General features: G+C 69.5%; 20 protein-coding genes. 11 read left to right on the top strand and 9 right to left on the bottom strand.

All coding sequences use genetic code 11. From position 1 onward, the window contains the following. Positions 1–55 precede the first annotated feature (55 nt). From VIR15_RS06950 to VIR15_RS06940, 3 genes are all read left to right on the top strand, one after another. Complete coding sequence (locus VIR15_RS06950; protein WP_331926742.1) at positions 56–1,246, top strand: 6-phosphofructokinase; 1,191 nt, start codon at positions 56–58, stop codon at positions 1,244–1,246. A gap of 544 nt (positions 1,247–1,790) precedes the next feature. Continuing rightward, positions 1,791–2,330 carry a gluconokinase gene (locus tag VIR15_RS06945; RefSeq protein ID WP_331926741.1) on the top strand — a complete coding sequence of 180 codons (540 nt, stop codon included), beginning with the start codon at positions 1,791–1,793 and terminating at the stop codon, positions 2,328–2,330. A 14-nt stretch (positions 2,331–2,344) separates the two neighbouring features. Then, positions 2,345–3,934, top strand: a complete 1,590-nt coding sequence (locus VIR15_RS06940) for a GntT/GntP/DsdX family permease (protein WP_331926740.1) — start codon at positions 2,345–2,347, stop codon at positions 3,932–3,934. A gap of 157 nt (positions 3,935–4,091) precedes the next feature. On the opposite strand, the gene VIR15_RS06935 is transcribed toward VIR15_RS06940, so the two are convergent. Together VIR15_RS06935 and VIR15_RS06930 are read right to left on the bottom strand one after the other, a co-directional pair. Continuing rightward, complete coding sequence (locus tag VIR15_RS06935) at positions 4,092–4,928, bottom strand: nuclease-related domain-containing protein (protein ID WP_331926739.1); 837 nt, start codon at positions 4,926–4,928, stop codon at positions 4,092–4,094. A 749-nt stretch (positions 4,929–5,677) separates the two neighbouring features. Further along, positions 5,678–6,100: a VOC family protein gene (locus tag VIR15_RS06930; RefSeq protein WP_331926738.1), complete on the bottom strand. Its 423-nt coding sequence runs from the start codon at positions 6,098–6,100 to the stop codon at positions 5,678–5,680. Positions 6,101–6,190: 90 nt separating this feature from the next. Between VIR15_RS06930 and VIR15_RS06925 the strand changes: the two genes are divergently transcribed. Beyond that, positions 6,191–7,969 (top strand): AMP-binding protein, encoded by a 1,779-nt coding sequence (locus VIR15_RS06925; protein ID WP_331926737.1) that lies wholly within the window; start codon positions 6,191–6,193, stop codon positions 7,967–7,969. Here the strand turns inward: VIR15_RS06925 and VIR15_RS06920 are convergent. The 3 genes from VIR15_RS06920 to VIR15_RS06910 form a co-directional block, all read right to left on the bottom strand. Continuing rightward, entirely contained in the window at positions 7,959–9,704 is a 1,746-nt protein-coding gene (locus tag VIR15_RS06920) for a metallophosphoesterase family protein (RefSeq protein ID WP_331926736.1), read from the bottom strand. The genes VIR15_RS06925 and VIR15_RS06920 overlap by 11 nt on opposite strands. 142 nt (positions 9,705–9,846) lie before the next feature. Further along, entirely contained in the window at positions 9,847–10,485 is a 639-nt protein-coding gene (locus VIR15_RS06915) for a bacterial proteasome activator family protein (protein WP_331926735.1), read from the bottom strand. A 147-nt stretch (positions 10,486–10,632) separates the two neighbouring features. After that, positions 10,633–11,244: a hypothetical protein gene (locus VIR15_RS06910; protein WP_331926734.1), complete on the bottom strand. Its 612-nt coding sequence runs from the start codon at positions 11,242–11,244 to the stop codon at positions 10,633–10,635. 246 nt (positions 11,245–11,490) lie between these two features. Here VIR15_RS06910 and VIR15_RS06905 point away from each other — a divergent pair, with 246 nt between their 5' ends. Further along, positions 11,491–12,960, top strand: coding sequence for a PhoX family protein (locus VIR15_RS06905; protein WP_331926733.1), 1,470 nt, complete (start codon positions 11,491–11,493; stop codon positions 12,958–12,960). 72 nt (positions 12,961–13,032) lie between these two features. On the opposite strand, the gene VIR15_RS06900 is transcribed toward VIR15_RS06905, so the two are convergent. Next, complete coding sequence (locus VIR15_RS06900) at positions 13,033–14,010, bottom strand: NAD(P)H-quinone oxidoreductase (RefSeq protein ID WP_331926732.1); 978 nt, start codon at positions 14,008–14,010, stop codon at positions 13,033–13,035. Between the two features lie 217 nt (positions 14,011–14,227). Beyond that, on the bottom strand, positions 14,228–14,989 hold the full coding sequence (locus VIR15_RS06895) for an IclR family transcriptional regulator (RefSeq protein WP_331926731.1): 762 nt from the start codon (positions 14,987–14,989) through the stop codon (positions 14,228–14,230). 91 nt (positions 14,990–15,080) lie between these two features. Here VIR15_RS06895 and hutH point away from each other — a divergent pair, with 91 nt between their 5' ends. Then, positions 15,081–16,652: a histidine ammonia-lyase gene (gene hutH, locus VIR15_RS06890; RefSeq protein WP_331926730.1), complete on the top strand. Its 1,572-nt coding sequence runs from the start codon at positions 15,081–15,083 to the stop codon at positions 16,650–16,652. Positions 16,653–16,674: 22 nt separating this feature from the next. Next, positions 16,675–18,330 (top strand): urocanate hydratase, encoded by a 1,656-nt coding sequence (gene hutU, locus VIR15_RS06885; RefSeq protein ID WP_331926729.1) that lies wholly within the window; start codon positions 16,675–16,677, stop codon positions 18,328–18,330. Here the strand turns inward: hutU and VIR15_RS06880 are convergent, their stop codons facing one another. Next, positions 18,331–18,822 carry an aminoacyl-tRNA deacylase gene (locus VIR15_RS06880; protein WP_331926728.1) on the bottom strand — a complete coding sequence of 164 codons (492 nt, stop codon included), beginning with the start codon at positions 18,820–18,822 and terminating at the stop codon, positions 18,331–18,333. Between the two features lie 31 nt (positions 18,823–18,853). Here VIR15_RS06880 and VIR15_RS06875 point away from each other — a divergent pair, with 31 nt between their 5' ends. The 3 genes from VIR15_RS06875 to hutI are packed head-to-tail and all read left to right on the top strand — an operon-like array spanning position 18,854 to position 22,682. Continuing rightward, positions 18,854–20,128 carry an allantoate amidohydrolase gene (locus VIR15_RS06875; protein WP_331926727.1) on the top strand — a complete coding sequence of 425 codons (1,275 nt, stop codon included), beginning with the start codon at positions 18,854–18,856 and terminating at the stop codon, positions 20,126–20,128. Next, positions 20,125–21,462: a formimidoylglutamate deiminase gene (locus VIR15_RS06870; protein ID WP_331926726.1), complete on the top strand. Its 1,338-nt coding sequence runs from the start codon at positions 20,125–20,127 to the stop codon at positions 21,460–21,462. The genes VIR15_RS06875 and VIR15_RS06870 overlap by 4 nt, the downstream gene beginning before the upstream one ends. Next, a complete protein-coding gene (gene hutI / locus VIR15_RS06865) occupies positions 21,459–22,682 on the top strand; it encodes an imidazolonepropionase (protein ID WP_331926725.1) in 1,224 nt (407 codons plus the stop codon). Before VIR15_RS06870 ends, hutI begins: the two co-directional genes overlap by 4 nt. Before the next feature lie 34 nt (positions 22,683–22,716). On the opposite strand, the gene VIR15_RS06860 is transcribed toward hutI, so the two are convergent. Next, complete coding sequence (locus tag VIR15_RS06860) at positions 22,717–23,232, bottom strand: dsRBD fold-containing protein (protein WP_331926724.1); 516 nt, start codon at positions 23,230–23,232, stop codon at positions 22,717–22,719. Positions 23,233–23,367: 135 nt separating this feature from the next. On the opposite strand from VIR15_RS06860, the gene VIR15_RS06855 reads away from it, so the two are divergent. Beyond that, positions 23,368–25,050, top strand: coding sequence for a GAF domain-containing sensor histidine kinase (locus VIR15_RS06855; RefSeq protein ID WP_331926723.1), 1,683 nt, complete (start codon positions 23,368–23,370; stop codon positions 25,048–25,050). Positions 25,051–25,058 lie beyond the last annotated feature (8 nt).

The following is a 25,058-nucleotide window of genomic DNA, read 5'->3' as shown; positions in this document are numbered from 1 at the left end:
TGTGCGGCTGCGGATCTCCTGATTCAGCGCCGCCGGGTCGCTGTAGTTTGGTGGCATGGCGGGCAACAGGCCAACCATCGGGATCCTGACCGGCGGCGGTGACGTGCCGGGCCTCAATCCGGCGATCAGAGCGATCACGGTCCGCGCCCTGCGCGAGGGGCATCGTGTCCTGGGTATCCGCCGCGGATGGGCGGGCTTGGTGGACTACAACCCTGAGCCGGGCGCCGACAACTCGGACTGCGTGCAAGAGCTTTCGGAGGCTGTCGTCAACCGGGCCGGCCGGACGGGCGGCACGTTCCTGCACACCTCTCGTACCCAGCCGAGTCAGCTGCCCCGCAACCGGGTGCCGGAGCATCTGAGCGGGTACGAAGACCCGATCAACGACCTGACCAAGGACGTCCTGGCGAACCTCGAGCACCTCGGCGTGGACGTCCTCATCCCGATCGGCGGCGACGACACGCTCAGCTACGGCAAGCGGCTGCATGACGAAGGAGCGAACGTCGTCGCGATCCCCAAGACCATGGACAACGACGTGTACGGGACCGACTACTGCATCGGGTTCAGCACCTGCGTCACCCGCACCATCGAGCTGACCCATCGGCTTCGTACGACCGCGGGGTCTCATGAACGGTTCCTCGTCATCGAGGTGTTCGGCAGGTATGCGGGCTTCACCGCTCTACTCCCCACCATGGCCGGTGCAGCCGACCGCTGCCTGATTCCCGAGCACGCGGCGGACGTCGAGCAGCTCACCGAGCTGCTGGTCTACGACCACAACAGGAACCCGAGCAGGTACTCGGTGGTCCTGGTCTCGGAGGGCGCGAACCTGACATCGCATGAGGGGATGAGCTTCGAGAGCGAGGAAACGGACATGTTCGGTCACCGCAAGCTCGGCGGCATCGGCGACAAGGTCGCGTCGGCGCTGAAGGAGTTCTCGCCTCGCTACAACAACGCCAGACGTATCGACGTGGTGAACCAGCGACTCGGATACCTGGTTCGGTCGGGGGACCCGGACGCTCTGGACTCGATCGTGCCGATGGCATTCGGCAATCTTGCGCTTGACCTGGTCCACAGGAAGCAGTTCGGCCGCCTCGTGAGCATTCACCGAGGAACTTACGACAGCGTGCCCATCGCCAGCGTGACCTCGGAGAAGAAGGTGGTGGCTGTGGAGAAGTACTACAACAAGGACCGCCTCCGCCCGATCTACGAGTTCGACGGCGCGCCGTTGTTCATCATGACGAGCGATTGACGCCGGCTATCGCACACGATCAGGCTCGCCTCTTCCCACTCCTGTAGCGGTCACGGTCCACCATCTCGTCCATCCCTCCATCGACACGAGCAATGAACCGCCAGTGGAGCCGCAACAATGCCTCGCTAGTTGGGGCCGATCGCCGATGGTGACACCGGACAGCTCACCTATCAGGGCACCCGTTTCAAAGGGTTCTCGCGCTCGAGCATCAGTAGCCACTAACGCGCCTGCCGCGGGCGAGGCAGCATGCTGGGCGACCAGGAGCGCGATCACCTGCGCGAGAGACGAACTCGGCGCAGCGCGATCTGGCTGGCACACACTTCAGGGTCTCCGCGACGTTCGCTGAGCCAGCCTCGCGCGGACGGTGGCGTTCGCGCCTGGCGAGCTGAGCGGCATACGATCCCTTCTTGTTGACCCTGATTCAAGCGGTCCGTCGGATGAGAGCACCCACAGCGGCTCAAGAAACCCGCGGGGCACGCATGGCGCTGTCGGTGCCCCGGCGCCAAGCCGCATTTCGGCACCTCAGCGGACTACGTTCGAGGGCATGGTCGACGAAACAGCTGCAGCCCGGACGCCATCAGCGGATCCCGAGGTCATCATCGTCATGGGGGTGTCGGGAAGCGGGAAGTCGACCGTGGCCAAGGGAATCTCGGCCGTCATGGGCTGGGAGTTCGCTGAGGGCGACGATTTCCACTCGGAGGCCAATGTCGCGAAGATGCGCAGCGGCCAAGCCCTCACCGACGAGGACCGCTGGCCGTGGCTCGAGTCGATCGGCAGCTGGATCAGTGCCAAGGAGGCCGCGGGTGAGTCAGCGGTCGTGACCTGCTCGGCGCTGCGCCGCGCGTACCGCGACCTCCTGCGTCGCGGCCGCCCACATGTGCGCTTCCTCCATGTCATCGCCCCGGCCGAGGTCATCCGGGACCGGATGGAGCATCGGGCCGGCCACTACATGCCCGCCTCGTTGCTGCCCAGCCAAATCGCCACACTCGAACCGTTGGAGGAGGACGAATCGGGTACGTCTGTCACAAACGAGGGCACCCCAGCACAGGTGCTGGATCGCGCGTTGGCTGCCCTTGGCCTGTGAAAGGACCATCAGGCATGATTACGCACCCGACGCTCGCGCCCCTCCTTTCCCCCGTCGCACTCCCGGCGGACCCGCCGGAGGTGCCGTATGCAGGCAACGGGCAGCTCGTTGCAGCCTGCATCCTGGGCATCCTCGCGGTCGTGCTGTTCATCACCGTCGCCAAGGTCCATCCGTTCCTGTCGCTCATGCTCGGCTCGGCCGTGCTCGGTGCCGTGGCGACCATGCCACCCGGGGTGATCGTCACGAGCTTCCTCGCCGGGTTCGGGGCCACGGCCGGATCCGTGGGGGTCCTCATCGCCCTCGGTGCGATGATCGGCAAGCTGCTCGAGGACTCCGGCGGAGCGAACCGGATCGTGTCGACCATGGTTGGGCGGGTCGGTCCGGGTCGGCTGCCGTGGGTCATGGCGGCGATCGCGGCGATCCTGGGCCTGCCGCTGTTCTTCGAGGTCGGGGTCGTACTTCTCGTGCCGGTCGTCATCCTGGTGGCCCGACGCACGGGCCTGTCCCTGATGAAGGTCGGCATCCCCGCCCTCGCCGGCCTGTCCGTCCTGCATGGCCTCGTGCCACCACACCCAGGCCCGTTGACCGCGATCGGCCTGCTGAACGCCGACCTCGGACGGACCCTGCTCTACGGCATCATCATCGCCATCCCGACCGTCATCGTCGCGGGGCCGGTGCTCGCCCGCTACGTGGACAGGTGGGTTCCCAAATATGTCGCTGCCGAGGCACGGTTTCCTGCGACGGTGGCGAGCGGCGCAGGCGGCTCAGGCGTGAGCAATGTGGATACCGACACGGGTAGTCGCACGGGTGGGCCCAACGTTCAGGGCTCGCGCGGCGCACCTGGCAACGAAGACGTCACGCAGACAGGCCGCGGACCAGCCGGGCCAGTCACCACGTTCGGCGACCTCGAGGCGCCTCTCGAGCCGGGGCGTCGACGCGTCTCCTTCGCGGCCGCGATCATCGGCATCACCCTGCCCGTGATGCTCATGCTCATCGACGCCATCACCAAGCTGCTCGTCACCGACGAGGAGAACGGCGCTCGCAAGGTCATCGACTTCTTCGGCACCCCCACCGTCGCCCTGCTGATCTCCGTGCTGTTCTGCTACGTCGTGCTCGGAATCGGCTCCGGCATGACCAAGGAGCAGGTCAGCGGGTCGGTCGGCGCCTCATTGCCACCGATCGCGGCCATCATCCTCATCGTTGCCGCCGGTGGCGGCTTCAAGCAGACGCTCATCGATGCCGGCGTCGGCAACGTCATCAAGGACTGGGCCACCGGTATCAATATCTCCGTGCTCCTGCTCGGCTGGCTCGTCGCGGTCCTCATCCGGCTCGGTACCGGATCGGCGACCGTCGCGACAATCACCGCCGCCGGCATCGTCGGCCCCCTCGCATCCACGCTCACGACCAGCCACCTGGCACTGCTGGTCTTGGCGATCGGGTGCGGCTCGCTCTTCTTCAGTCACGTCAACGACGCGGGCTTTTGGCTGGTGAAGGAGTACTTCGGCCTCACGGTCGGAGAGACGATCAAGTCCTGGTCGGTCATGGAAACCGTGATCTCCGTCTTCGGCTTCGTTCTGGTGATGTTGCTCAGCCTTGTTGTCTAGCCCGTGGCGAGCGCGGCGGCATACTCTGCGTCGCTCTTGAGGATGCAGAACTCGTTGCCCTCGGGTGCAATCACCCTCTCCAAAGAGCACCGACGTCTCCTTCGATCAGTCCCTGCTCGACCGGATCATCAACTCCGGGCGCGCCGTCGCATGGTGGTCAACGGCCGGGCCGAGCACGGACGGCCGGGTTACGAGCCGGCTGAGGATGACGACGACGAGGGCCGTATGCCGCTGAGCTCGGACCCCGACCGACGTGACCGTCCCCGTCTGGCTGAGGAGTCACGCAGCGCCCGTTCGCTGGGTGGGTGCGCCAGCGCCGGGTCCCGGAACATGCGATCCCCGGCCGCCCTATCGAACCCGAGCACCCCGTACGCGTGTTCGAGCGCGTCCCACAGGTGCCCCATCCGCGCCCACCCTGCCCGGCCGCGAGCTTCTGCCGCGCGGCCGCCTTCAACGCCAACCCGAACGCTCTCCGAGTGGCCCAAGTCAGGTCACATGGCACGTGACGCGGCGACGCGACTGCGGTGTCGCGTGAATGACCCACGTCTGAGGCAGATCGCGGTATGCCGCGGCTGCCGATCAGGCCACTACCAGGGCGTGCGCGAGCTTCCGGTGGATATCCGCGACGGCTTCGACTGTGAGAGGCCCGACAGCCTGCACCTGGGGGAAGAGCTTCTTGGGCCACAAGGCGCGTACTCCGCGAGTGGTGTCGTGGCCCAATGAATCCGCCCTCGATCTTGAGCTGGGGACGGCCCTTGTACTTCTTGGCGTCGATGACGTAGATGCCGGTGCGAGTGACGGCCAAGTGGTCGATGTTTGCCCTGCCGCCGGGAATCCGCCGGTCATGCAGCAGCCGGAGTGTCTCGCAGGCGAGCTGGTCGAGCTGGCGTCCGGGTCGCTCCTCGCCCCGCGCTCCGATGTCCCAGGCCTTCGTGGACTGCTGCTCTGCGGCGCTCGAACTCTCGACGGGCCGAGGCTCCTGCCGTCCCGCCACCGAGAATGTCCACGAGGGCCGGCTCGGCCGGCGACGCCAAGTCGTGTGTAACGCATCGGACCGTCTTCGTGGCCCGGTCGTAGATCGCCTCGGTCTTGGCAGGAAGATTCAACCCACAGACTCGGCACGTGCCGGTGTAGCGCAGCCGCATCTGCCTCTGGGTCGGCTCCGGGTCCACTGGCTCACCGTACGGGTGAACGCTTCACGCTGAAGGAGTTTCGGGGAGCTTCATACCGGCTCCATTGTCCCCTAAGGAAACTCCGGGAAGGGGAGGTCATGCGCCCGGAGCGTAGACGCCACAGTCTTGGTGTCCCGATTGCGGTAACTGAGGGACGCCGTCTGGAGAGCCGGGTCCATGTGGACTTCCTCTCGCACGCCCCCTTCGTATGGAGGCTCGTGCCACCGCTCGGTGGGTGGTTCGGGGCGAACCTGCACAACGACTCCCAGGGCTGCAAGTTCTGAAGCGATGCGAGTCACCTCAGGCACCGAGCCACCCCACCCGAAACCGGTCTCCATCGCGGCCCAGCGTCTCCGGTCCAAGAGGAATACCGCGACCAGCGGAATAACGCCGAGAACCGCTCCCCACCAGAGCGGCACGGCAATGGCCCAAGCCGCGGCAACACCGACAGCCGCTGCCACAAAGCACGCGCCAAGCAGCGCAGCCCATCCGACGGCGTTGAGCTTTGCTGTCCGCAGCCAGTAGTGGCGTTTGACTCGACCACGGCGCAGCGGCGCGGCCGCGGAGCCGCTCATTCCGAGGGTGCGGACGTCTTGGCGACCCAGGCTGCGTATTCGGCGTCGCTCTTAAGGATGCAGAACTCGTTGCCCTCGGGATCCGCCATCACGTACCACCCGGTGCCCGGGCCGTGGAGGCCACGGCGATCTGCGACGAGCGTTGCGCCGATGCCCAACAGGCGCTCGTACTCCTCGTCCTGGGTGACATCGGTGGAGCGCAGGTCGAAGTGGATGCGGTTCTTGACCGACTTCGCCTCGGGGACCTCGATGAACAGGATGTGGTGCCCGTCCGCGCCGGAGCGGATCATGCACTCCTCGTGGCCGGGCTCGTTGGGGTCGTCGGGGATGTCCTCATAGCCGAGCACCTGCTTCCACCACTCGGAGAGCTCGTAGGCGTTGCGGCAGTCGATCGTCGTGTGGGAGACGCGTGAAGTCATGGAGGACAGCCTGTACGACCGGGCCGCCGGAGTCGATGAGGTTTCCCATCCGCCCGTGACACCGTCGGCAGGGTCCGGCAGAGTCGGATCATGACATCGAGTGCCGCCGCCGACATAGCCGTGACCGACCGATTCCGGGCCGCGAGGGACCTCCTCGTGGACCTTCGCGAGGACTACGACCGGGCCGTCGCCGAGTTCACCTTCCCCGACGTGGGCGACCGCTGGAACTGGGCCATCGACTGGTTCGACGCCATCGCCCGCGGCAACGACCGTCCCGCCCTCACCATCGTCGAGCAGGACGAGTCAGCACAAACCGTGACCTTCGAAGAGATGGCCCGCCGCTCCGACCAGGTCGCCGCGTACCTGACCCGGCTCGGCGTGCGCAAGGGTGACTCCGTCATCCTCATGCTCGGCAACCAGGTCGAGCTGTGGGAGTCGATGCTCGGGGTCATGAAGATCGGCGCCGTCATCATGCCGACGACGGTGGCGGTCGGGCCGGGTGACCTCGTCGACCGGATGGAGCGAGGCGAAGCGCGGGCCGTCATCACCAACGCCTCGGAGGTGCACAAGTTCGACGACGTCCCGGGCGACTACCTGCGCATCGCCGTCGGCGTCGACCCGTCTGCTGGCTCAGCCGAAGCCGAAGGACCGGCGGGCTGGGAAAGGTACTCAGCGGCATACGACATCGACGCCGAGCCAGCCGAACACCCGGGGACGGCACCCGACGACCGGCTGCTCCTCTACTTCACCTCCGGCACGACGAGCAAGCCCAAGCTCGTCGAGCACACGCAGGTCTCCTATCCGGTCGGGCACCTGTCCACGATGTACTGGATCGGCCTGCGCCCCGGGGACGTCCACCTCAACATCTCAAGCCCGGGATGGGCCAAGCACGCGTGGTCGTGCTTCTTCGCCCCGTGGATCGCCGAGGCGACAATCTTCCTCTACAACTACACCCGCTTCGACCCGGCGGCCCTGCTCCGCGTCCTGCGGACCCACGAGGTGACCTCCCTGTGCGCACCGCCGACGGTGTGGCGGATGCTCATCAACGCCGACCTGTCCGGCGGACCCGGGGCGCTCCGCGAGGTCATCGGCGCGGGTGAGCCGCTCAACCCCGAGGTGATCACCCAGGTCGAGAAGGCGTGGGGCATGACCATTCGGGACGGCTACGGCCAGACCGAGATGACCGCCGCCATCGGCAACAGCCCCGGCGCCCGGCTCAAGCCCGGCTCGATGGGCCGGCCGCTCCCAGGCGTGCCGGTCGCCATCGTCGACCCGCTGACGAACATGCTGGCGACCGAGCCCGATGCAGACGGCAAGGTCGAGGGCGAGATCTGCCTCGACCTGTCGCGGCGGCCGGTGCCACTCATGACCGGCTACCAGGGCGACCCCGAGCGCGACGCGGCCGCGATGGCCGGCGGCTGGTACCACACGGGCGACGTCGCCTCGGTCGATGCGGACGGCTACATCACCTATGTCGGCCGGACGGACGACGTCTTCAAGGCCAGTGACTTCAAGATCAGCCCGTTCGAGCTCGAGTCGGTCCTCATCGAGCACGTCGCCGTGGCGGAGGCCGCGGTCGTGCCGTCCCCGGACCCGGTGCGGCTGGCAGTGCCGAAGGCATACGTCGCTCTGGTCGCCGGCTACGAGCCGAGCGCGGAGGTGGCCCGCTCGATCCTCGCCCACTGCCGGGCGAAGCTGGCGCCGTGGCAGCGGGTCCGGCGCATCGAGTTCTACGAGCTGCCGAAGACGATCTCGGGCAAGATCCGCCGGGTCGAGCTGCGCGGTCGGGAGGAGGAGCTCGACGCGACCGGTGCCGCGCAGCCTGAGCTCGAGTGGCGCGACGACCAGTTCCCAGACCTCAGGGGGTAACCGTGGGGCTGGTTGAGGGTGACGCCGACGACGGCGTCGCCGACGATGTCAGGGTCGAGGTCCGGACGGTGGCCGGGGTCGAGGTGCCGGGGTCGTCGGGCGTCGCGGTGGCAATCTCCCGGATCGTCGTCTCCGCCGACTGGCTGCACGTGCGTGGCTGGTCACCCTCCGCGCCGGGCTGGGCGGGCTCCACGGTCGGAGCCGGCTCTGGCGGTCCAGCGGCCTCGGCGTCCCTGGTCTCCTGGGCCCCGCGCGGGTCGATCATCGCGCCGTTGACGACCTGGATGTTGTCGTAGGCCGGTCGGCCCTCGATGAGGTTGCGGTACGTGTAGCGGGTCAGCTGGGTGAGCGCGCACCGTGGGCCGAAGCTGGCGAGGTCGAAGGCGTAGGGCTGGCCGGTCAGCTCCTCGTCCTTGGTTGCGATGAAGTGCGAGACGACGCCGCCGCCGGTGAAGGTACCGACCTGGATCCGGGACCCCTCGAGCGCCGGCGTGTGGATGTGCCCGTTGATGACGACGCGACCGCGGGCAACCTCGGTCGCCGCATAGGGCTCGTGGGTGACCACGAGGTCGCTCTCCGGCTCGTTCTCCATCGCCAGGTTGTACGCATCGACCGCTGGTGCCTGCTTGCGCGCGGGGTCCTTGTTGTCGTCACCGAAGTAGCGCGGGTCGTTGAAGCCCGTGATGCGCAGGCCGTGGAACGACAGCTCGCGGTGCACGCCGTCCGGGTCCTGGAGCAGCACCACGTTGGGCACGGCCGCCATCCGCCGGAGGAGCGCCCGGTCGGCCGGTGCGGACTGGTCGTGGTTGCCGCTGGTGAAGATGTACGGCACGCCGAGCGACTCGATGCCGCGGAAGATGCCCGCCGCCTCGCCCTCCTGCACCCGGCCGAAGTTGATGATGTCGCCCGTGTCGATGACGGCGTCGACGCCCTCCTCCTCGATGATGGTGCGCATCAGGGCGTACTGGTTGGCGCCGTGGATGTCCGAGACGAGCAGGAAGCGGGCCGACACGGTCGGCTGGGTCAGGTCGGTGGGGACGAACTTCTCCTGCAGCGCCTGGGACAGCGCGAGCAGGTTGCGCAGGTACGGCGTGGCCTGCTCGGCGCGGGTCTCCACGTCGGCCAGCAGCCCCGCGTTGCGCTGGACCGTGCCGAGCAGGCCCGTCGTGGTGAAGGCTGCGAAGCGGTCCGGTTGATAGGTCAGGGCCGTGCTCAGGCCCGTGCCGCCGGAGACGAGGACGAGAGCCGCGCCCACCAGGACGAGGTACATCCGCTCCGGGCGTCGCCGTCGGGCGTAGTGCACGGCCACGGACAGGCCGACGGCCACGAAGAGCGCCCCCAGGCCAAAGCGGAAGCCCACCCCAACGGCGGCCTGCCGGATCGCTTCCGAGATCTCCGCATCCGTGGGCTGCAACGAGCGCACGCTCACCGGGCCGGCGGTGAGGAGGTCGGTGACCTCCTCCCGCACGGAGACTGCGACGTCGAGTCCCGGAGCGAGCGCAGGCGACCGGAACGCGAGGTCGACGTCACCGACGATGGTCGGGCTGTGCAGCACCGGGGTGTGTCGCGGCACCGGGTCGAGCCGCAGCGTCGCCCGGTAGTTGGAGGTCTCCACCGTCGTCGGCGACAGGTTCGTCGCCGCGACCCCGCCGAGGTAGCAGGCCACGACGATGGCGACCCAGCGGGCCACGAGGCCCGCCCGGGCCCAGGCGGGGTGATCCGTCCTCAGTCGCATCGCGTCCACCCTATGCACGGACCTCTGGAGAGCCCGCCACAGCCCCAGCGCGCGTGACCCGGGAACCGGGCTCAGCGGCATACGGCATCACAAGCATGTGTCCGTATGCCGCTGGGCTGGCTCCGCGCTCACGCGCGGTTGGTCACAGGTACTGGCCCGTGGGACCGATGTCGTGACCTGCCTGCGTCGCGTCCGGGCGATGCAGGTGGCCGTGGCCGGCTCCCGGCGGAGTGCCGTAGGACCCGCCGGGACCACCCGGCAGGGCCCGCATCTGCTGGAGCTGCTGTTGCGCGACCATCTGTTGCGCGACCAGCGCGGTCTGGATCCCGTGGAACAGGCCCTCGAGCCAGCCGACCAGGGCGGCCTGGGCGATGCGAAGCTCGGCGTCGCTCGGCGACTCGTCACGGAACGGCTGTGCGATCCGCTCGAGCTCGTCGACGAGCTCGGGGGAGAGCCCGTCCTTGAGCTCCTCGAGCGACTGGTGGTGGATCTCTGCGAGGCGGCGGCGCCCGGCAGGGTCGAGCGGCGCGCTCCGCACCTCCTCGAGCAGCTGCTTGATCATCGAGCCGATGCGCATGACCTTCGCCGGCTCCTCGACGAGGTCCGCAGGGTTGGTTCGCTCGCGCTCGCCCTGGGCAGCCGACTCGCCCTCGGAGCCGCTTCCCGGCGCATCCGCCACGCCCATGCCATCGGGGGTGAGCACGACGATGCGCTGGTCCTCCCGCGGCTGATCGCTGCTGGGGTCCTGACCGGGCACTGGCTGGCGGGGGCTGTCACTCATGGTTCCCATCCTGCCCCACCGGTCCCCGACGTCGTCCATCGACGGATGATCGATCGAGTCCCCGCCTGACGGGACCTGCACACCCTGCGTGCGGTCAGGGGAGGGCTTTGCGCACGCAGGATGTGCAGGAGCGTACGCGTGCTGACGTCAGTGCTTTCCGGCAGTCGCGAACCAGGGGTGGTGCAGGTCGTGGTACGAGAGGTCCGTCATGGCTTCGCCCATGTCGGCCATCTGGTCCTGCATCTCCTGGGGCATCTCCTTCTTCTCGCCCTCTCGGGCCTCGGCCTCGGTGCGGAACGCGATCGTCTGGGTGAAGTAGCCGTTCTCGTCGACCGCGATGGTGCCGCCCAGGATGTCGGGACGCTCGCGGTGGAGCATGTCCATCGGCTGGTCCATCATCATGCGGAACTTCTCCGGGTCGCTGATGCGACCCTGGATGACCTGGACGAAGCCGGCGTCGTCCGACCCGCCGTCGAGCATGAGCTGCACATCGTCGCAGTCGTGGAACGTCACGGGGCCGTTGAAGTACCGCTCCGTCTCCGCCCACCAGGCGCCCTGCTCCGACCGGTTGCTGTTGCGCATCGCCGACTCCTTCGAGTCGAAGCGCACGACGCCGATGAACTCGTTGTCGTCGGTCAGGCCATACGTGCCTCCGAGGAAGCCCATCGCGCCCGGCTCGAGCTCCTCACGCCACAGGTCCATGCGACGGTGCAGCTGGTCCGCGTCGTTGCACTGGCCCTGAATCACCTGAATGAACACCTCTTGACCTCCCGCTGTGTGAGTTGGGAGGGCCGCTTCAGCCGAAGTGGTCCACGTATCGACGTTACGCCGCGGGCGCGGGCCCGTCACCGGGCCGAAAACGCGGAAAACGGGCAGGTTCTCCGGCCCGCTGACCATTCCGGTCCGATCGGTTCCCCCCTGGAACCGCTGGCTGGCCCTAGTGTGATCCGGATCACCCACAGGACCCTCGGGGCCAGCAGTTCCTAGACCAGGAGGAAAACCACCGTGGCCATCGACAGACGCACCATGCTCAAGGGCAGCGCAGCGGTTGCCGGGGCGGCCGCCCTCGGCGGCCCGTTCCAAGGGCTCGTGGCGGGACCCGCCAACGCTCTCGGCGCCCCCGCCTTCCGCACGCTGCGCCCGATCCCGGACCTGCGGGATGGGAAGGTCCGCCTCCACCTGCCCGAAGGGTTCAGCTACCGGTCCTTCCACGACACTGAGTTCCCGGTCGTCCTCGACGACGGGACGAACCTTCCCGGCCGCCATGACGGCATGGCGGCTTTCGACGGGCCTGACGGGCTCGTCACGCTGGTGCGCAACCACGAGGTCAACAACCCGGGCCCCGCCTTTGGCCCGACGGGTGACTGGACCTACGACCCGATGGCTCGGGGCGGTTGCACTGTGGTCAACGTGTCACACGACGGGCAGGTCGACTCCGCCTACACCGGCCTCAACGGCACGATGATGAACTGCTCCGGTGGCCCGATGCCCTGGGGCGCCTGGGTCACCTGCGAGGAAACGGTCAACGGCCCCGACGTGGGTCCGGACTTCACCGGTGCCTCCAACATCCCGTTGACCAAGCCGCACGGCTACGTCTTCGAGGTCCCCACGACAGGGCGGGCTTCCGGCGAACCCATCACGCGTGCAGGTCGTTTCGCGCACGAGGCAGTGGCGCTCGACCCGGTCGACGGTTTCCTCTACCTCACCGAGGACAACTTCGGCTTCCCCTCCGGCTTCTACCGCTACCGGCCGAGTCACCACCCGCTGGAGACCGGGCACATCGACAACGACGGCACGCTCCAGATGCTCGCGGTCAAGGGGATGCCCAACGCGCACCTCGAGGCGTCCCAGCATCAGCGGGCCACCTTCAGCGTCGAGTGGGTCGACATCGACGACCCGGACCCGACCTTCCCGTACACGCCAGGACAGACGGCGCCCACGACCAATGACCAGGCGATCACCTACGTCGGGAACCAGGGCCGTGCGCAGGGAGCGGCGGGTTTCTCCCGGCTCGAGGGCGCCATCCACGACAACGGCATCGTCTACTTCACCTCGACCCAGGGCGGCGGCCCGGCCGAGACGGCGCCATCGGACAACGTCGGTGGCTATGGGAACGGCTTCGGCCAGGTGTGGGCCTACCACTGCCGGTCCGAGAAGCTCGAGCTGATCTACCAGTCGCCGGGCAAGCAGGTCCTCGACCTGCCGGACAACATCACGGTCAGCGCGCGAGGGACGCTCGTCGTCTGCGAGGACAGCGACGAGGACAACTACGTGCGCGGCCTCAACCGCGGTGGTCAGCTGTGGGACATCGCGCTTAACCGGGTCGAGAGTGCCCGTACGGGGCTGCCCCGCTACAACGACGAGTTCGCGGGGTCGACCTTCAGCCCCGGCGGGCAGACGCTCTTTGTGAACATCCAGGCGAGCGCCGGCATGTCATTCGCCATCTGGGGGCCGTGGCACAAGCACGGCGTGTGATCCCGGACTGATTCAGCCGTATGCCGCTGGGCTCGCTTCCGCCGTGAGGCGAGCCCAGTGCCGTCCCCCAGTTCAGGTGGTGAGCAGGATCTTGCCGATGTGGGTGGACGCCTCCATCTCGCGGTGGGCGTCGGCCGCCCGGTCAAGTGAGTAGCGGGAGTTGATGACGGGGCGGACGTGACCGGACTCGATGAGTGGCCAGACGTGCTCACGGACGGCGGCGACGATCGCGGCCTTCTCTGCGGCCGGTCGGGCGCGCAGGGTCGTGGCGATGACGGCACCCCGCTTGGACATGAGCTTGCCCAGATCGAGCTCGGCCTTGCGGCCGCCCTGGAGGCCGATCGTCACCAGGCGGCCGTTGACGGCCAGGGCGTCGACGTTCTTGGCGAGGTACTTCGCGCCGATGTTGTCGAGGATGACATCGGCGCCGTGGTTGTTGTTGGCGGCGCGCAGCTCGTCGACGAAGTCCTGATCCGTGTAGTTGACGAGCACCTCTGCGCCGAGCTCGCGGCAGAAGTCGAGCTTCGCCTGGCTGCCGGCCGTCACCGCGACGTGGGCGCCGACCGCCTTGGCGAGCTGGATCGCCATGGTGCCGATGCCCGAGCTGCCGCCATGGACGAGGAGCCACTGGCCCGGCTGGATGTTGGCGGTCATGAAGACGTTGGACCAGACGGTGCAGGCGACCTCGGCGAGGCCGGCCGCGTCCACCAGGTCGACGTTGGCCGGCTTGGGGAGGACCTGGCCGGCCGGCGCGGCAACCCGCTCCGCATAGCCGCCGCCCTCGAGCAGGACGCAGACCTCGTCCCCGACCGTGAAGGAGTCGACGCCCTCTCCCAGTGCGGCGACGCGGCCGCTGACCTCGAGGCCGGGATAGGGCGACGCCCCGGGCGGTGGGTCGTAGAAGCCCTTGCGCTGCATGACATCAGCCCGATTGACGCCCGCTGCCACGACGTCGACGAGGACCTGGCCCGGCCCCGCAGTCGGGGCGGGGACATCGGCGGGCACGAGCGCGTCGGGCCCGCCCGGCTCGGGGATCGTGATGGCGCGCATGCGCAGACTGTAATGGCGGGCCAGTTCGGGTCGATCAGTGAGGTCGCGACCCCGGACCGGCCTGAGCGTTCCCGGACGACCGTTTCTCGCCGGGCAGGGATGGTGCGCGCGTGCGCGGCCCTGGCCTGGCACCCCCGGGAGGAGCAATGGTCGTCCGGGGACAAAGGCGCCTCTGGCTGGAAGCCCGCCCAGCGGCATACGGCCTGATGGACGTGGCTCAGCGGTTCGGGCTGAGGCGGCGGGCGATGTCGTCGGCCGCGGTCCTCACCCGGGCGACCAGCTCTGCCACGTGGTCGTCATCGGCATCGGTCGAGCGAAGGGTCACCGCGACGGCCGCGATGGGCCGGTTGGCGCCGTCGACGACGGCCCGGGCGACCGACGACAGATCGGGGGCGATGGTCCCGTCCTCGCGCGCGTGGCCGGCGGCGCGGGTCCGAACGAGCAGGGCCCGGAGCTCCTTGAGCGAGGTGGGGCCGGCACCGTGCCTCTGGGTGAACGACCCACGATCCGGGTAGAGGGCGCGGACCTGTGCCGGCGGCAGGCCGGCGAGCATGGCCACGCCGCTCGCCGTGAGGTGGGAGGGGAGCCGCACCCCGACGTCGGTCACGAGCGTCGGCTGGCCCGGCGCCCGCTCCTCGAGCAGGTAGATGACGTCGCGGCCGTCGAGGGTGGCGAAGTGGGCGTTGCGACCGCACTGGTCGGCCAGGCGGCGGATCGCGGTGCGGGCCACGCGGGCCAGCGGTGCCTGGCGCTGGTAGGCCGAGCCGAGCTCGTAGGCGGCGGAACCGAGCCCGTAGCGGCGCTCCTCGACGTAGTGCGTCACATAGCCGCGTGAGCAGAGCACGTTGAGCAGGTGGTAGACCGACGACCGGGGGAGCGACAGGGCGCGTGCGATCGAGGCGGCCGGCACCGGCTCAGCATGGCGGGACAGGTGCTCGAGGACGTCGAGCGCGCTGGCTGCGGCCGGAGCGTTGGTCATCCCGCCCCTTCCCATGTGATGTCTCGTATCTGAGACAATTGTGCCTTGCGGTGGGGTGTCTCGCCAGCGTTGTCACGGTTCCATGGGTGGCATGACCTTCATCGAGGAACCCGAGATGCGCGCGGCGCCCGTCACGGTCGGCGTGGGCCCGCTGTCGTTCGAGGACGTCATCGCCGTCGCCCGGCACGACGCGCGGGTCGCACTGTCACCCGAGGCGGAGGCCGAGATCACCCGCAGCCGCGAAGTCGTCGAGGCGCTGGCGGACGACGAGAAGCCGCACTACGGCGTCTCGACGGGCTTTGGAGCGCTCGCGACGCGGCACATCCCGGTGGACCGGCGTGCGCAGCTCCAACGCTCGCTCATCCGGTCGCACGCCGCCGGCGCCGGTCCTGCGGTCGAGCGCGAGGTCGTACGGGCGCTCATGCTGCTGCGGTTGTCCACCCTCGCCACCGGCCGCACCGGCGTGCGCCTGGAAACAGCGAGGGCATATGCCGCTGTGCTGAGTTCCGGGATCACCCCCCTTGTGCACGAGTACGGTTCGCTCGGCTGTTCGGGTGACCTCGCGCCGCTCGCGCACTGCGCTCTCGTCGTGATGGGTGAGGGCACTGTTGTCGACGCCAGCGGCCAGATGATGGACGCCCGCTTCGCGCTCGAACAGGAGGGGATCGAGCCGGTCCAACTGCGGGAGAAGGAGGGACTCGCCCTCATCAACGGCACGGACGGCATGCTGGGCATGCTCGTGCTCGCCATTGAGGACCTGCGCTCGCTCCTCAAGCTTGCCGACGTGGCTGCTGCGATGAGCGTCGAGGGCCTGCTCGGGACGGACGACGTCTTCGCGGCCGACCTGCACGAGCTCCGGCCGCATCGGGGACAGGCCCTCTCCGCCGCGAACATCCGGGCGGTGATGGCCGACTCGCCGATCCGTGAGTCCCATCGCACGGACGACTGCACGCGGGTCCAGGATGCGTACTCGCTCCGCTGTGCGCCCCAGGTCCACGGTGGCGCGCGCGACACGATCGAGCATGCGGCACGGGTGGCCGAGGCGGAGCTCGCGTCGGCGATCGACAACCCTGTCGTGACCAAGGACGGCCGCGTCGAGTCGAACGGCAACTTCCACGGCGCGCCAGTCGCCTATGTGCTCGACTTCCTCGCCATCGTGGCGGCCGACGTCGCGTCGATGTCGGAGCGCCGGACCGACCGCTTCCTCGACAAGGCGCGCAACCAGGGCCTGCCTGCGTTCCTCGCGCACGACCCCGGCGTCGACTCGGGGCTGATGATCGCCCAGTACACCCAGGCGGCGATGGTCTCGGAGCTCAAGCGGCTGGCGGCACCTGCGTCGGTCGACTCGATCCCGAGCTCGGCGATGCAGGAGGACCACGTCTCGATGGGGTGGTCCGCTGCCCGCAAGCTGCGCAAGTCGGTTGACGCACTCGGCCGGGTCCTCGCCATCGAGCTCGTCACCGCAGCGCGGGGGCTCCAGCTGCGATCCCCGCTCGAGCCGGGACCGGCCTCGCAGGCGGTGATCCGTGCGCTTGAGGACCTCGTCGGCGACACCACCGGGCCCGACCGCGTTGTCGCCGACACGCTGGGCGCTGCCTACCTCGGCGTCCTCGACCGCTCCTACATCGGGGCTGCCGAGTCGGTCACCGGCCCGCTCCGCTGAGAACCAAGAGAAGGGAACCGACATGGAAGGTGCACGACCCGTCCGCGCCCCGCGCGGCATGCAGCTGACTGCGCAGTCGTGGGCGACCGAGGCGCCGCTGCGGATGCTGATGAACAACCTCGACCCGGAGGTGGCGGAGCGGCCCGACGACCTCGTCGTCTACGGCGGCACGGGCCGGGCCGCGCGTGACTGGACGTCCTTCGACGCCATGGTCCGCACGCTGACCACGCTGAAGCAGGACGAGACCATGCTCGTCCAGAGCGGCCGGCCGGTCGGCGTCATGCAGACGCACGAGTGGGCGCCGCGCGTGCTCATCGCCAACTCCAATCTCGTTGGCGACTGGGCGAACTGGCCCGAGTTCCGCCGCCTTGAGCACCTCGGCTTGACGATGTACGGCCAGATGACCGCCGGGTCGTGGATCTACATCGGCACCCAGGGGATCGTGCAGGGCACCTACGAGACGTTCGCCGCCGTCGCGGAGAAGCGCTTCGGTGGAACGCTTGCCGGCACGCTGACGCTGACGGCCGGCTGCGGTGGCATGGGTGGTGCACAGCCGCTCGCGGTCACCCTCAACGGCGGAGCCTGCCTCATCGTCGATGTCGATCCTGCACGCCTGCGCCGCCGCGTCGAGCACAGGTACCTCGACGAGGTTGCCGAGAGCCTCGACGAGGCGGTCGACAAGGCCGTGCGGGCCAGGGAGGAGAAGCGGGCCTGGTCCGTCGGCGTCGTCGGCAATGCCGCCGAGCTGTTCCCCGAGCTGCTGCGTCGTGGGGTGCCGATCGACATCGTCACCGACCAGACCTCGGCGCACGACCCGCTCAGCTACCTGCCCGAGGGGATCGGGGTCGAGGACTGGCACGACTACGCCGAGAAGAAGCCCGAGGAGTTCACCGACCGGGCGCGGGCGTCGATGGCCAAGCACGTCCAGGCCATGGTCGAGTTCCAGGACGGCGGTGCCGAGGTGTTCGACTACGGCAACTCGATCCGGGACGAGGCACGGCTGGGCGGGTATGACCGGGCGTTCGAGTTCCCCGGCTTCGTGCCGGCCTACATCCGGCCGCTCTTCTGCGAGGGCAAGGGTCCGTTCCGCTGGGCGGCGCTCTCCGGGGACGCCAGGGACATCGCCGTGACCGACAGGGCCGTCCTCGACCTCTTCCCGGACAACGACCGGCTGCACAAGTGGATCCGCGGTGCGCAGGAGCGCGTGGCGTTCCAGGGGCTACCGGCGCGGATCTGCTGGCTCGGCTACGGCGAGCGGGACAAGGCCGGGCTGCGGTTCAACGAGCTGGTGGCCTCGGGGGACATCTCTGCACCGATCGTCATCGGGCGCGACCACCTCGACGCCGGTTCCGTGGCGAGCCCCTACCGGGAGACCGAGGCGATGGCCGACGGCTCTGACGCGATCGCCGACTGGCCGCTGCTCAACGCGCTCGTCAACACGGCCTCGGGCGCCTCGTGGGTGTCCATCCACCACGGCGGTGGGGTCGGGATCGGTCGCTCGATCCACGCCGGGCAGGTGTCGGTGGCCGACGGCACCGAGCTCGCTGCCGAGAAGCTCGCGCGGGTCCTGACGAACGACCCGGGCATGGGCGTCATCCGGCATGTCGACGCGGGCTACGAGCGGGCCGAGCAGGTCGCGCGGGAGCGCGGGGTCCGGGTCCCGATGAAGGAGTCCTGATCAGGGGGTGGGGCGGGTCTCCTCGTCCGAGATGTCGGCGACCGTGGCGTCGAACTCGCGGATGACGTCGTCCCCGGCGACCGTGAGCCCCACCCCGTGGTCACCGCCGCCGAGCGAGATGGTCCGGCCGCACAGGTGGGTGTCCGCGATGACCGGCAGGCGCGTCGTCGACCCGAACGGCGTGATCGTCCCCCGCTCGTACCCGGTGACCGCCTTCGCCTCGGCCGCGTCGGGCATCGAGATCCGGTTCGTCCCGAGCAGCCCGCGCACCTTGGCCCACGAGAACGTCCGGTCGCCGGGCACGAGGACGAAGACGTGCTCGCCCTCCGACACCCGGACGACCAGGGTCTTGATGAGGTCTCGCGGCTGGATCCCGCGAGCCGCGGCGGCCTCCTCCAGCGAGCGCACCCGGCCGTGGCGTGTCACATTGTGGTCAATACCGGCGGCCCGCACCGCCTCGATCGCCGGTGTGGTCCGCTCGTCGTCCGTCATGGAGACAGCCTAAGTTGAGGGGGTGCAGTCGATGACGACGACCGGGTTCGACCCGATGTGGGCGGCTCTGGCGCCCATCGGGCGGGACGGCGCCACCGGGGGCTACCGGCGCTTCGCCTGGACCCGCACCGACCACGACCTGCGCGAATGGTTCGCGGGGGAGTGCGCGGATCGCGGTCTCGCACTCACCGAGGACCGGGCCGGCAACCAGTGGGCCTGGTGGGGTAATCCGGACACGACGCCCGGGATCGTCATGGGCAGCCACCTCGACTCGGTGCCGGACGGGGGCGCCTTCGACGGTCCGCTCGGCGTCGTCAGCGCCCTCGCCACGGTCGACGCCCTCCGCGCAGCCGGCGTCACTCCGAGCCGCCCGGTTGGAGTCGTCAACTTCGTCGACGAGGAGGGTGCCCGCTTCGGGATCGCCTGCGCCGGCTCCCGCATCATCACCGGCGCCCTGAGCGCCGACCGCGCCCGCGGCCTCACCGACGCCGACGGCATCACGATGGCCGAGGCCTGGCGCGCCGCGGGCCGCGACCCCTTGGGGCTCGGCCCCGACGAGGAGGCGCTCCGACGGGTCCACGCCTTCGTCGAGCTGCATGTCGAGCAGGGCAGGGCGCTCGCGCTCGAGCCTGACGGATCGGCGCCCGGCGACCGCAGCGACGCGACCCGTGCGGTCGCCATCGGGACGGACATCTGGCCGCACGGCCGGTGGCGCATCGAGATCCCGGGCGAGGCCAACCATGCCGGAACGACCCGCCTCGAGGATCGTCGCGACGCCATGCTCGGCCTCGCGACCATCGTCCAACAAGCGAGGTCGTATGCCGCTGAGCTGGGTTGCGTGGCCACCGTCGGCAAGGTGCGGGTCGAGCCGGGAGGGGTCAACGCCATCCCGAGTCACGTGACCGCGTGGCTGGACGCTCGTGGTCCCGCGGAGCGCGCGGTGCGCGCCACCGTGGCGGGCGTCCTGGGTGCTGCGGACGAGCTCGGCGGGACACACGAGGAGGAGTCCTGGACCCCGACGACACGCTTCGACGCCGGCCTCGTGAGCCGTCTGACCGGCACACTGCCTGACGCGCCCCTGCTCGGGACCGGAGCGGGGCACGACGCGGGCATCCTCGCCACCCATGGGATCCCGACCGCGATGCTCTTCGTCCGCAACCCGACGGGGGTCTCGCACTCACCGGCCGAGTTCGCGGAGCCCGAGGACTGCCACCGCGGGGTCGCGGCCCTCACCGCAGTCGTCACTGAGCTGTGCACGTCGGACCATCGAGACCTAGGGACCCGGACGGAGGATCTTGACGCATGACCGCTTTCTGGTGCGAGAGCGCTTTCCTGACAGGTGGATTCGCGAAGCGAGTCCGGCTCGTCGTCTCGGGGGGCCTCTTCAAGGAGGTATTCGTCGACGCTGAGCCGGAGCCCAGCGACGTCATCCTCGAGGGCATCACGCTGCCCGGAATGGCCAACACGCACAGCCACGCCTTCCACCGCGCCCTCCGGGGACGGGTCAACGGCGGTGGCGGCAACTTCTGGAACTGGCGCGAGCAGATGTACCAGGTCGCCGCCCAGCTCAACCCGGACACCTATCTCGCGCTCGCCCGCGCGGTGTTCGCGGAGATGGTGCTCGCGGGCTTCACCCTCGTCGGTGAGTTCCACTACGTGCACCACCGGCCCGGCGGCAAGAAGTTCCGCGATCCCAACGCGATGGGTCTCGCCGTGCGCCAGGCGGCGGACGAGGCCGGCATCCGGATGACCCTGCTCGACACGTGCTACCTCGAGGGCGGCCTCAACGGCGGCGGCTACGTCGACCTGCATCCCGGACAGCTGCGGTTCAGCGACGGCTCCGTCGACGCCTGGGCGGAGCGGATGCTGGCCCGCCGGGCCGAGAACGACCGGGTGCGCCTCGGCGCTGCGATCCACTCGATCCGGGCGGTTCGCAAGGAGGACCTGCCCAAGGTCGTCGAGGCCGCGGGCAACATGCCGCTCCACGTCCACCTGTCCGAGCAGCCCGGCGAGAACATGGCCTGCCAGATGTACTACGGCTGCACCCCCACGGAGCTGCTCGACGAGGCAGGCGCGCTCGGCCACAACCTGACGAGCATTCACGCCACCCACCTGACGGACCGCGACATCGAGCTCCTCGGTGGCACGGGGACGGGAGCCTGTTTCTGCCCCACGACCGAGCGGGATCTCGCCGACGGTATCGGACCCGGCCGCGCGCTCCACGACGCGGGCACTCCGCTCTCCCTCGGATCTGACCAGCACGTCGTCATCGACCCCTTCGAGGAGCTGCGCGGCGTCGAGATGCACGAGCGGCTCGTGACCAACGAGCGGGACCGGTTCACGCCCGCCGACCTGCTCCAGGCGGCGTCCTTCAACGGCTACCGCGCGCTCGGCTGGTCTGACGGGGGGCACCTGTCCAAGGGGGCGCTCGCCGACTTCGTCACGGTGCGGACCGACACGGTCAACACCGCCGGCTCTGCCCCGGACCAGATCATGTACTCGTGTGTCGCGTCCGACGTGTCGACCGTCGTCGTCGGGGGCGACATCGTCGTCCGTGACGGCCAGCACCGACTCGGCGACGTCGGCCGCCTGCTCGGGTCGTCGATCGAGCGCGTCGTCGGCGCGGCGGTCGGCGCGTGAGCACGCTCCTCACGGGGATCGCCGAGCTCGTCACCAACGACCCGGCCCGGCGGGAGGATCAGGCCGACCCGGGCGACCGACTCCTCGGGATCATCCGCGACGCGGCACTGGTCGTCGGAGACAGCGTCGATGGGAATGCCGGTGGGAAGAAGGTCATCGAATGGGTTGGCCCGGCGGCGGACGCTCCCGACGCGGACGACCGCCGTGACCTCGGCGGTCGCGCCGTCATCCCCGGCTTCGTCGACTCCCACACTCACCTCGTCTTCGCCGGTGACCGCTCAGCCGAGTTCGCGGCCCGGATGACGGGGACGCCGTACGACGGCGGCGGCATCGCGGTCTCGGTGGCGGCGACCCGCGCTGCGACGGACGACGAGCTGCGCGCCCTGGTGGCGGGCCGCGTCGCAGAGATGCGGGCCCAGGGCACGACAACGGTCGAGATCAAGAGCGGCTACGGGCTCACCCTCGAGGACGAGCTCCGCTCCCTGCGGATCGCGCGCGAGTTCACGCCCCACACGACCTTCCTCGGCGCCCACGTGGTCCCGCCGGAGTACGCCGACCGCCGGGCGGACTACGTCGACCTCGTCACGGGACCCATGCTCGACGCCCTCCTCGCCGATGGGCTGGAAGCGAGCCCAGCGGCATACGTCGACGTGTTCTGTGAACCCCACGCGAAGCACGCGTTCGACGAGGACGAGGCGCGCACCATCCTCACAGCGGGCCGGGAGCGTGGCCTCGCGCTCCGTGTCCACGGCAACCAACTCGGCCACGGTCCCGGGGTGCAACTCGCCTGCGAGCTCGGCGCGGCGAGCGTCGACCACTGCACGTACCTCACCGACGACGACGTCGAGGCGCTCGCGGCGGCCCGCGGCACGACGGTGGCGACGCTGCTGCCGGGCGTCGAGTTCTCGACGCGGTCGCCCTATCCGGACGCCCGCCGACTCATCGACGCCGGGGTCGATGTCGCCCTGGCCTCGGACTGCAACCCCGGCACCTGCTACTCGTCGTCGATCCCCTTCGCCATCGCCCTGGCCGTGCGGGAGATGGGGATGACGCCCGCCGAGGCGCTGTACGCCTCGACGGCCACGTCGGGCAGGTCGCTCGGCCTGGACCGGCGTCTCGCGGTCGGCGAGCCCGCCGAGCTCGCGGTGGTCAACGGTCCGAGCCACCTGCACCTGTCGTACCGCGCCGGCGTCCCACTCGTGAGGTCTTACGAGCCCTGAAGCCCTCGCCGAGGTGACGTCGCGCGGCCCCGGCTCAGATGGCCTTGATATGGGCCTCTTCGCCTGTCATCACCGAGACGTCTGTCTCGGCCGTCTCCATGAGCTTGTCGGCCAGGTGCCGCAGCGCGCGGGCCACGGCGACCTCGTCGCCGATCTCGGGCACTCCTTGGTCGCGGGATGACCGGTGTGCGGTGCCTCTCGCGCTGACGGGATCCGGTGAGTCCGCGATGAGCACGACGTTGGCGCTCGTTTCGTCACCCGACTCGAAGATCGACACTCGGACATTCCATTCGCGGACGTGGCCCATCTCGGGACCGTGGTGGTGCGCTGTCACGGGCACCGACGCCGGGATGGGCGCCCCGGGTGCAGCGCCGATCCTCAGCACGGCACCCGGCCCGGGATAGATCAGTCCAGTGTGGCCATCCGACCACCGCACCATGTAGGGCGGTGCACCCTCGGCGCCGCGGATCTCCAGGATCTCGCCGTCCCTCGTGGCTTCGTCGATGTGCTCGGCAGCGAGAATGATGCGGTCTCCGACTCGTGCGCGCATGGTGGCCTCCTTGGATCCTGAACCGACGGAACCAGCACAGCAAAGCGGCTGACGGGCGGGGAGGGCCGAAGGTCCCGATCCCGCTGCCCTGCGACGAAACGGCCCGAATGCGACGCCCGCGCATACGATCGGGACATGGAATCGGCCGCGGTGTCGCGCGAGCAGGTCGTCGACGGCCGGCTCGGCTCCCTCGTCGATGCCATCATGCCGTTGAGCGCCGACCTCGAGCTCTCGGAAGTGCTCTCCCGGATCGTGTCCGGCGCCTGCGAGCTCCTCGGCGCCCGGTACGGCGCGCTCGGGGTGCTTGGACCGGACAGACGGTCCCTGTCCGGTTTCCACACGCACGGGATCACCCCCGAGCAGGCTGCGGCCATCGGACCGCCGCCCACGGGACACGGGGTGCTCGGCCTGCTCCTCACCGACCCCCGGCCCCTGCGCCTGCACGACCTGACGACGCATCCCCAGTCGGTGGGATTCCCCCCGAACCATCCCCCGATGCGGAGCCTGCTCGGCGCGCCCATCCGGATCCGCGACCGGATCTTCGGCAACATCTACGTCGCCGAGAAGGTCGATGGTGGCGACTTCACGAGCGATGACGAGGCTTTGCTCGTGTCGCTCGCCAGTGCCGCCGGCTCCGCGCTCGAGAACGCCCGCCTGCTGGCCCAGAGCGAGATCCGGCAGCAGTGGTCCGCAGCCACGAGCGAGCTGGTCCAGTCCCTGCTCGAGTCGGAGTCCGAGGACCCCTCGGTCGCGCTCATGGCCGCGCAGGTGCGCGACCTCAGTGGCGCCCTCGTCACGGCCGTGGCTGTCGTCGATGCCGCGGGGCGATTCGAGATCCGGGCCATCGACCGGGGCCCGGCGTCGAGCGTGCCATCGTCGGGCGAGCCGTCGGGAGCCATCCTCGGCGGCCACCAGTGGGAAGAGCTGCTCGAGTCGCGCCTGCCGGTGCTGCACGTGCCCGGTGGGCCGGCCGATCCCCGCGCCAAGCCGGCGGAGGAGGCTCGCGCCGTCCTTGGCCTCGCTGCCACGACTGCAGTGGCCGTCGTGCCGCTCGGCACCGGTCCGCGCGGCATCGGCGTCCTCATCACGGGCTGGGAGCGGCACAAGGAGTCGACCGCGCGGGACGCCCTGCCGCTGCAGACGACCTATGCGGTGCAGGCCGGTGTCGCCATCCTCGCCGCCCAGGCGCACGCGGACCGGGGACGGGTGGCGTTGCTCGAGGAGCGCGAGCGGATCGCGCGCGAGATGCACGACAACGTCATCCAGCAGCTGTTCGCCACCGGACTCTCCCTCCAGTCCGCGGTGCCGCTGGCCCAGCACCCAGTCGTCCGCACTCGCCTCAGCAAGGCGGTCGACGACCTTGACCGGGCCATCCGGCAGATCCGCCAGGCGATCTTCGAGCTGCACACGGAGGACGCCGGTGAGAGTCTCCTCGGCAACCTGCGGGCCATCGCGGAGTCGTATGCCGTGAGCCTGGGTTTCGCGCCCGACGTGACCGTCTCGCGGGGGCTGGCGCCGCTGTCCGAGCAGCTTCGCGCGGACGTCATCGCCGTCGTCCGCGAGGGACTGGCCAACGTGGCGCGGCACGCCCACGCCCGCTCAGCGACGGTCCGCGTCGACGGCATGGGCAGCGTGGGCGGTCTGTCGGTCGACGTCATGGACGACGGGATCGGCTTCGACCCGGCCGAGGCCCGCAGCGGTCTGGTCAACCTGCGGAACCGCGCCACGGCGCACGGAGGCACGTTGGAGATCCGTCCCGGCCGATCCGGTGGCACTGCGCTGCACTGGCACATCCCGAAGATCGACTCAAGAGAATGACCAGGGGA

The sequence above is a fragment of the Intrasporangium sp. genome, assembly GCF_036566125.1.
Taxonomy (GTDB): Bacteria; Actinomycetota; Actinomycetes; order Actinomycetales; family Dermatophilaceae; genus Intrasporangium.
Note: the sequence above shows the minus strand (reverse complement) of the source record. Positions and strands in the feature narration are given on the sequence as shown.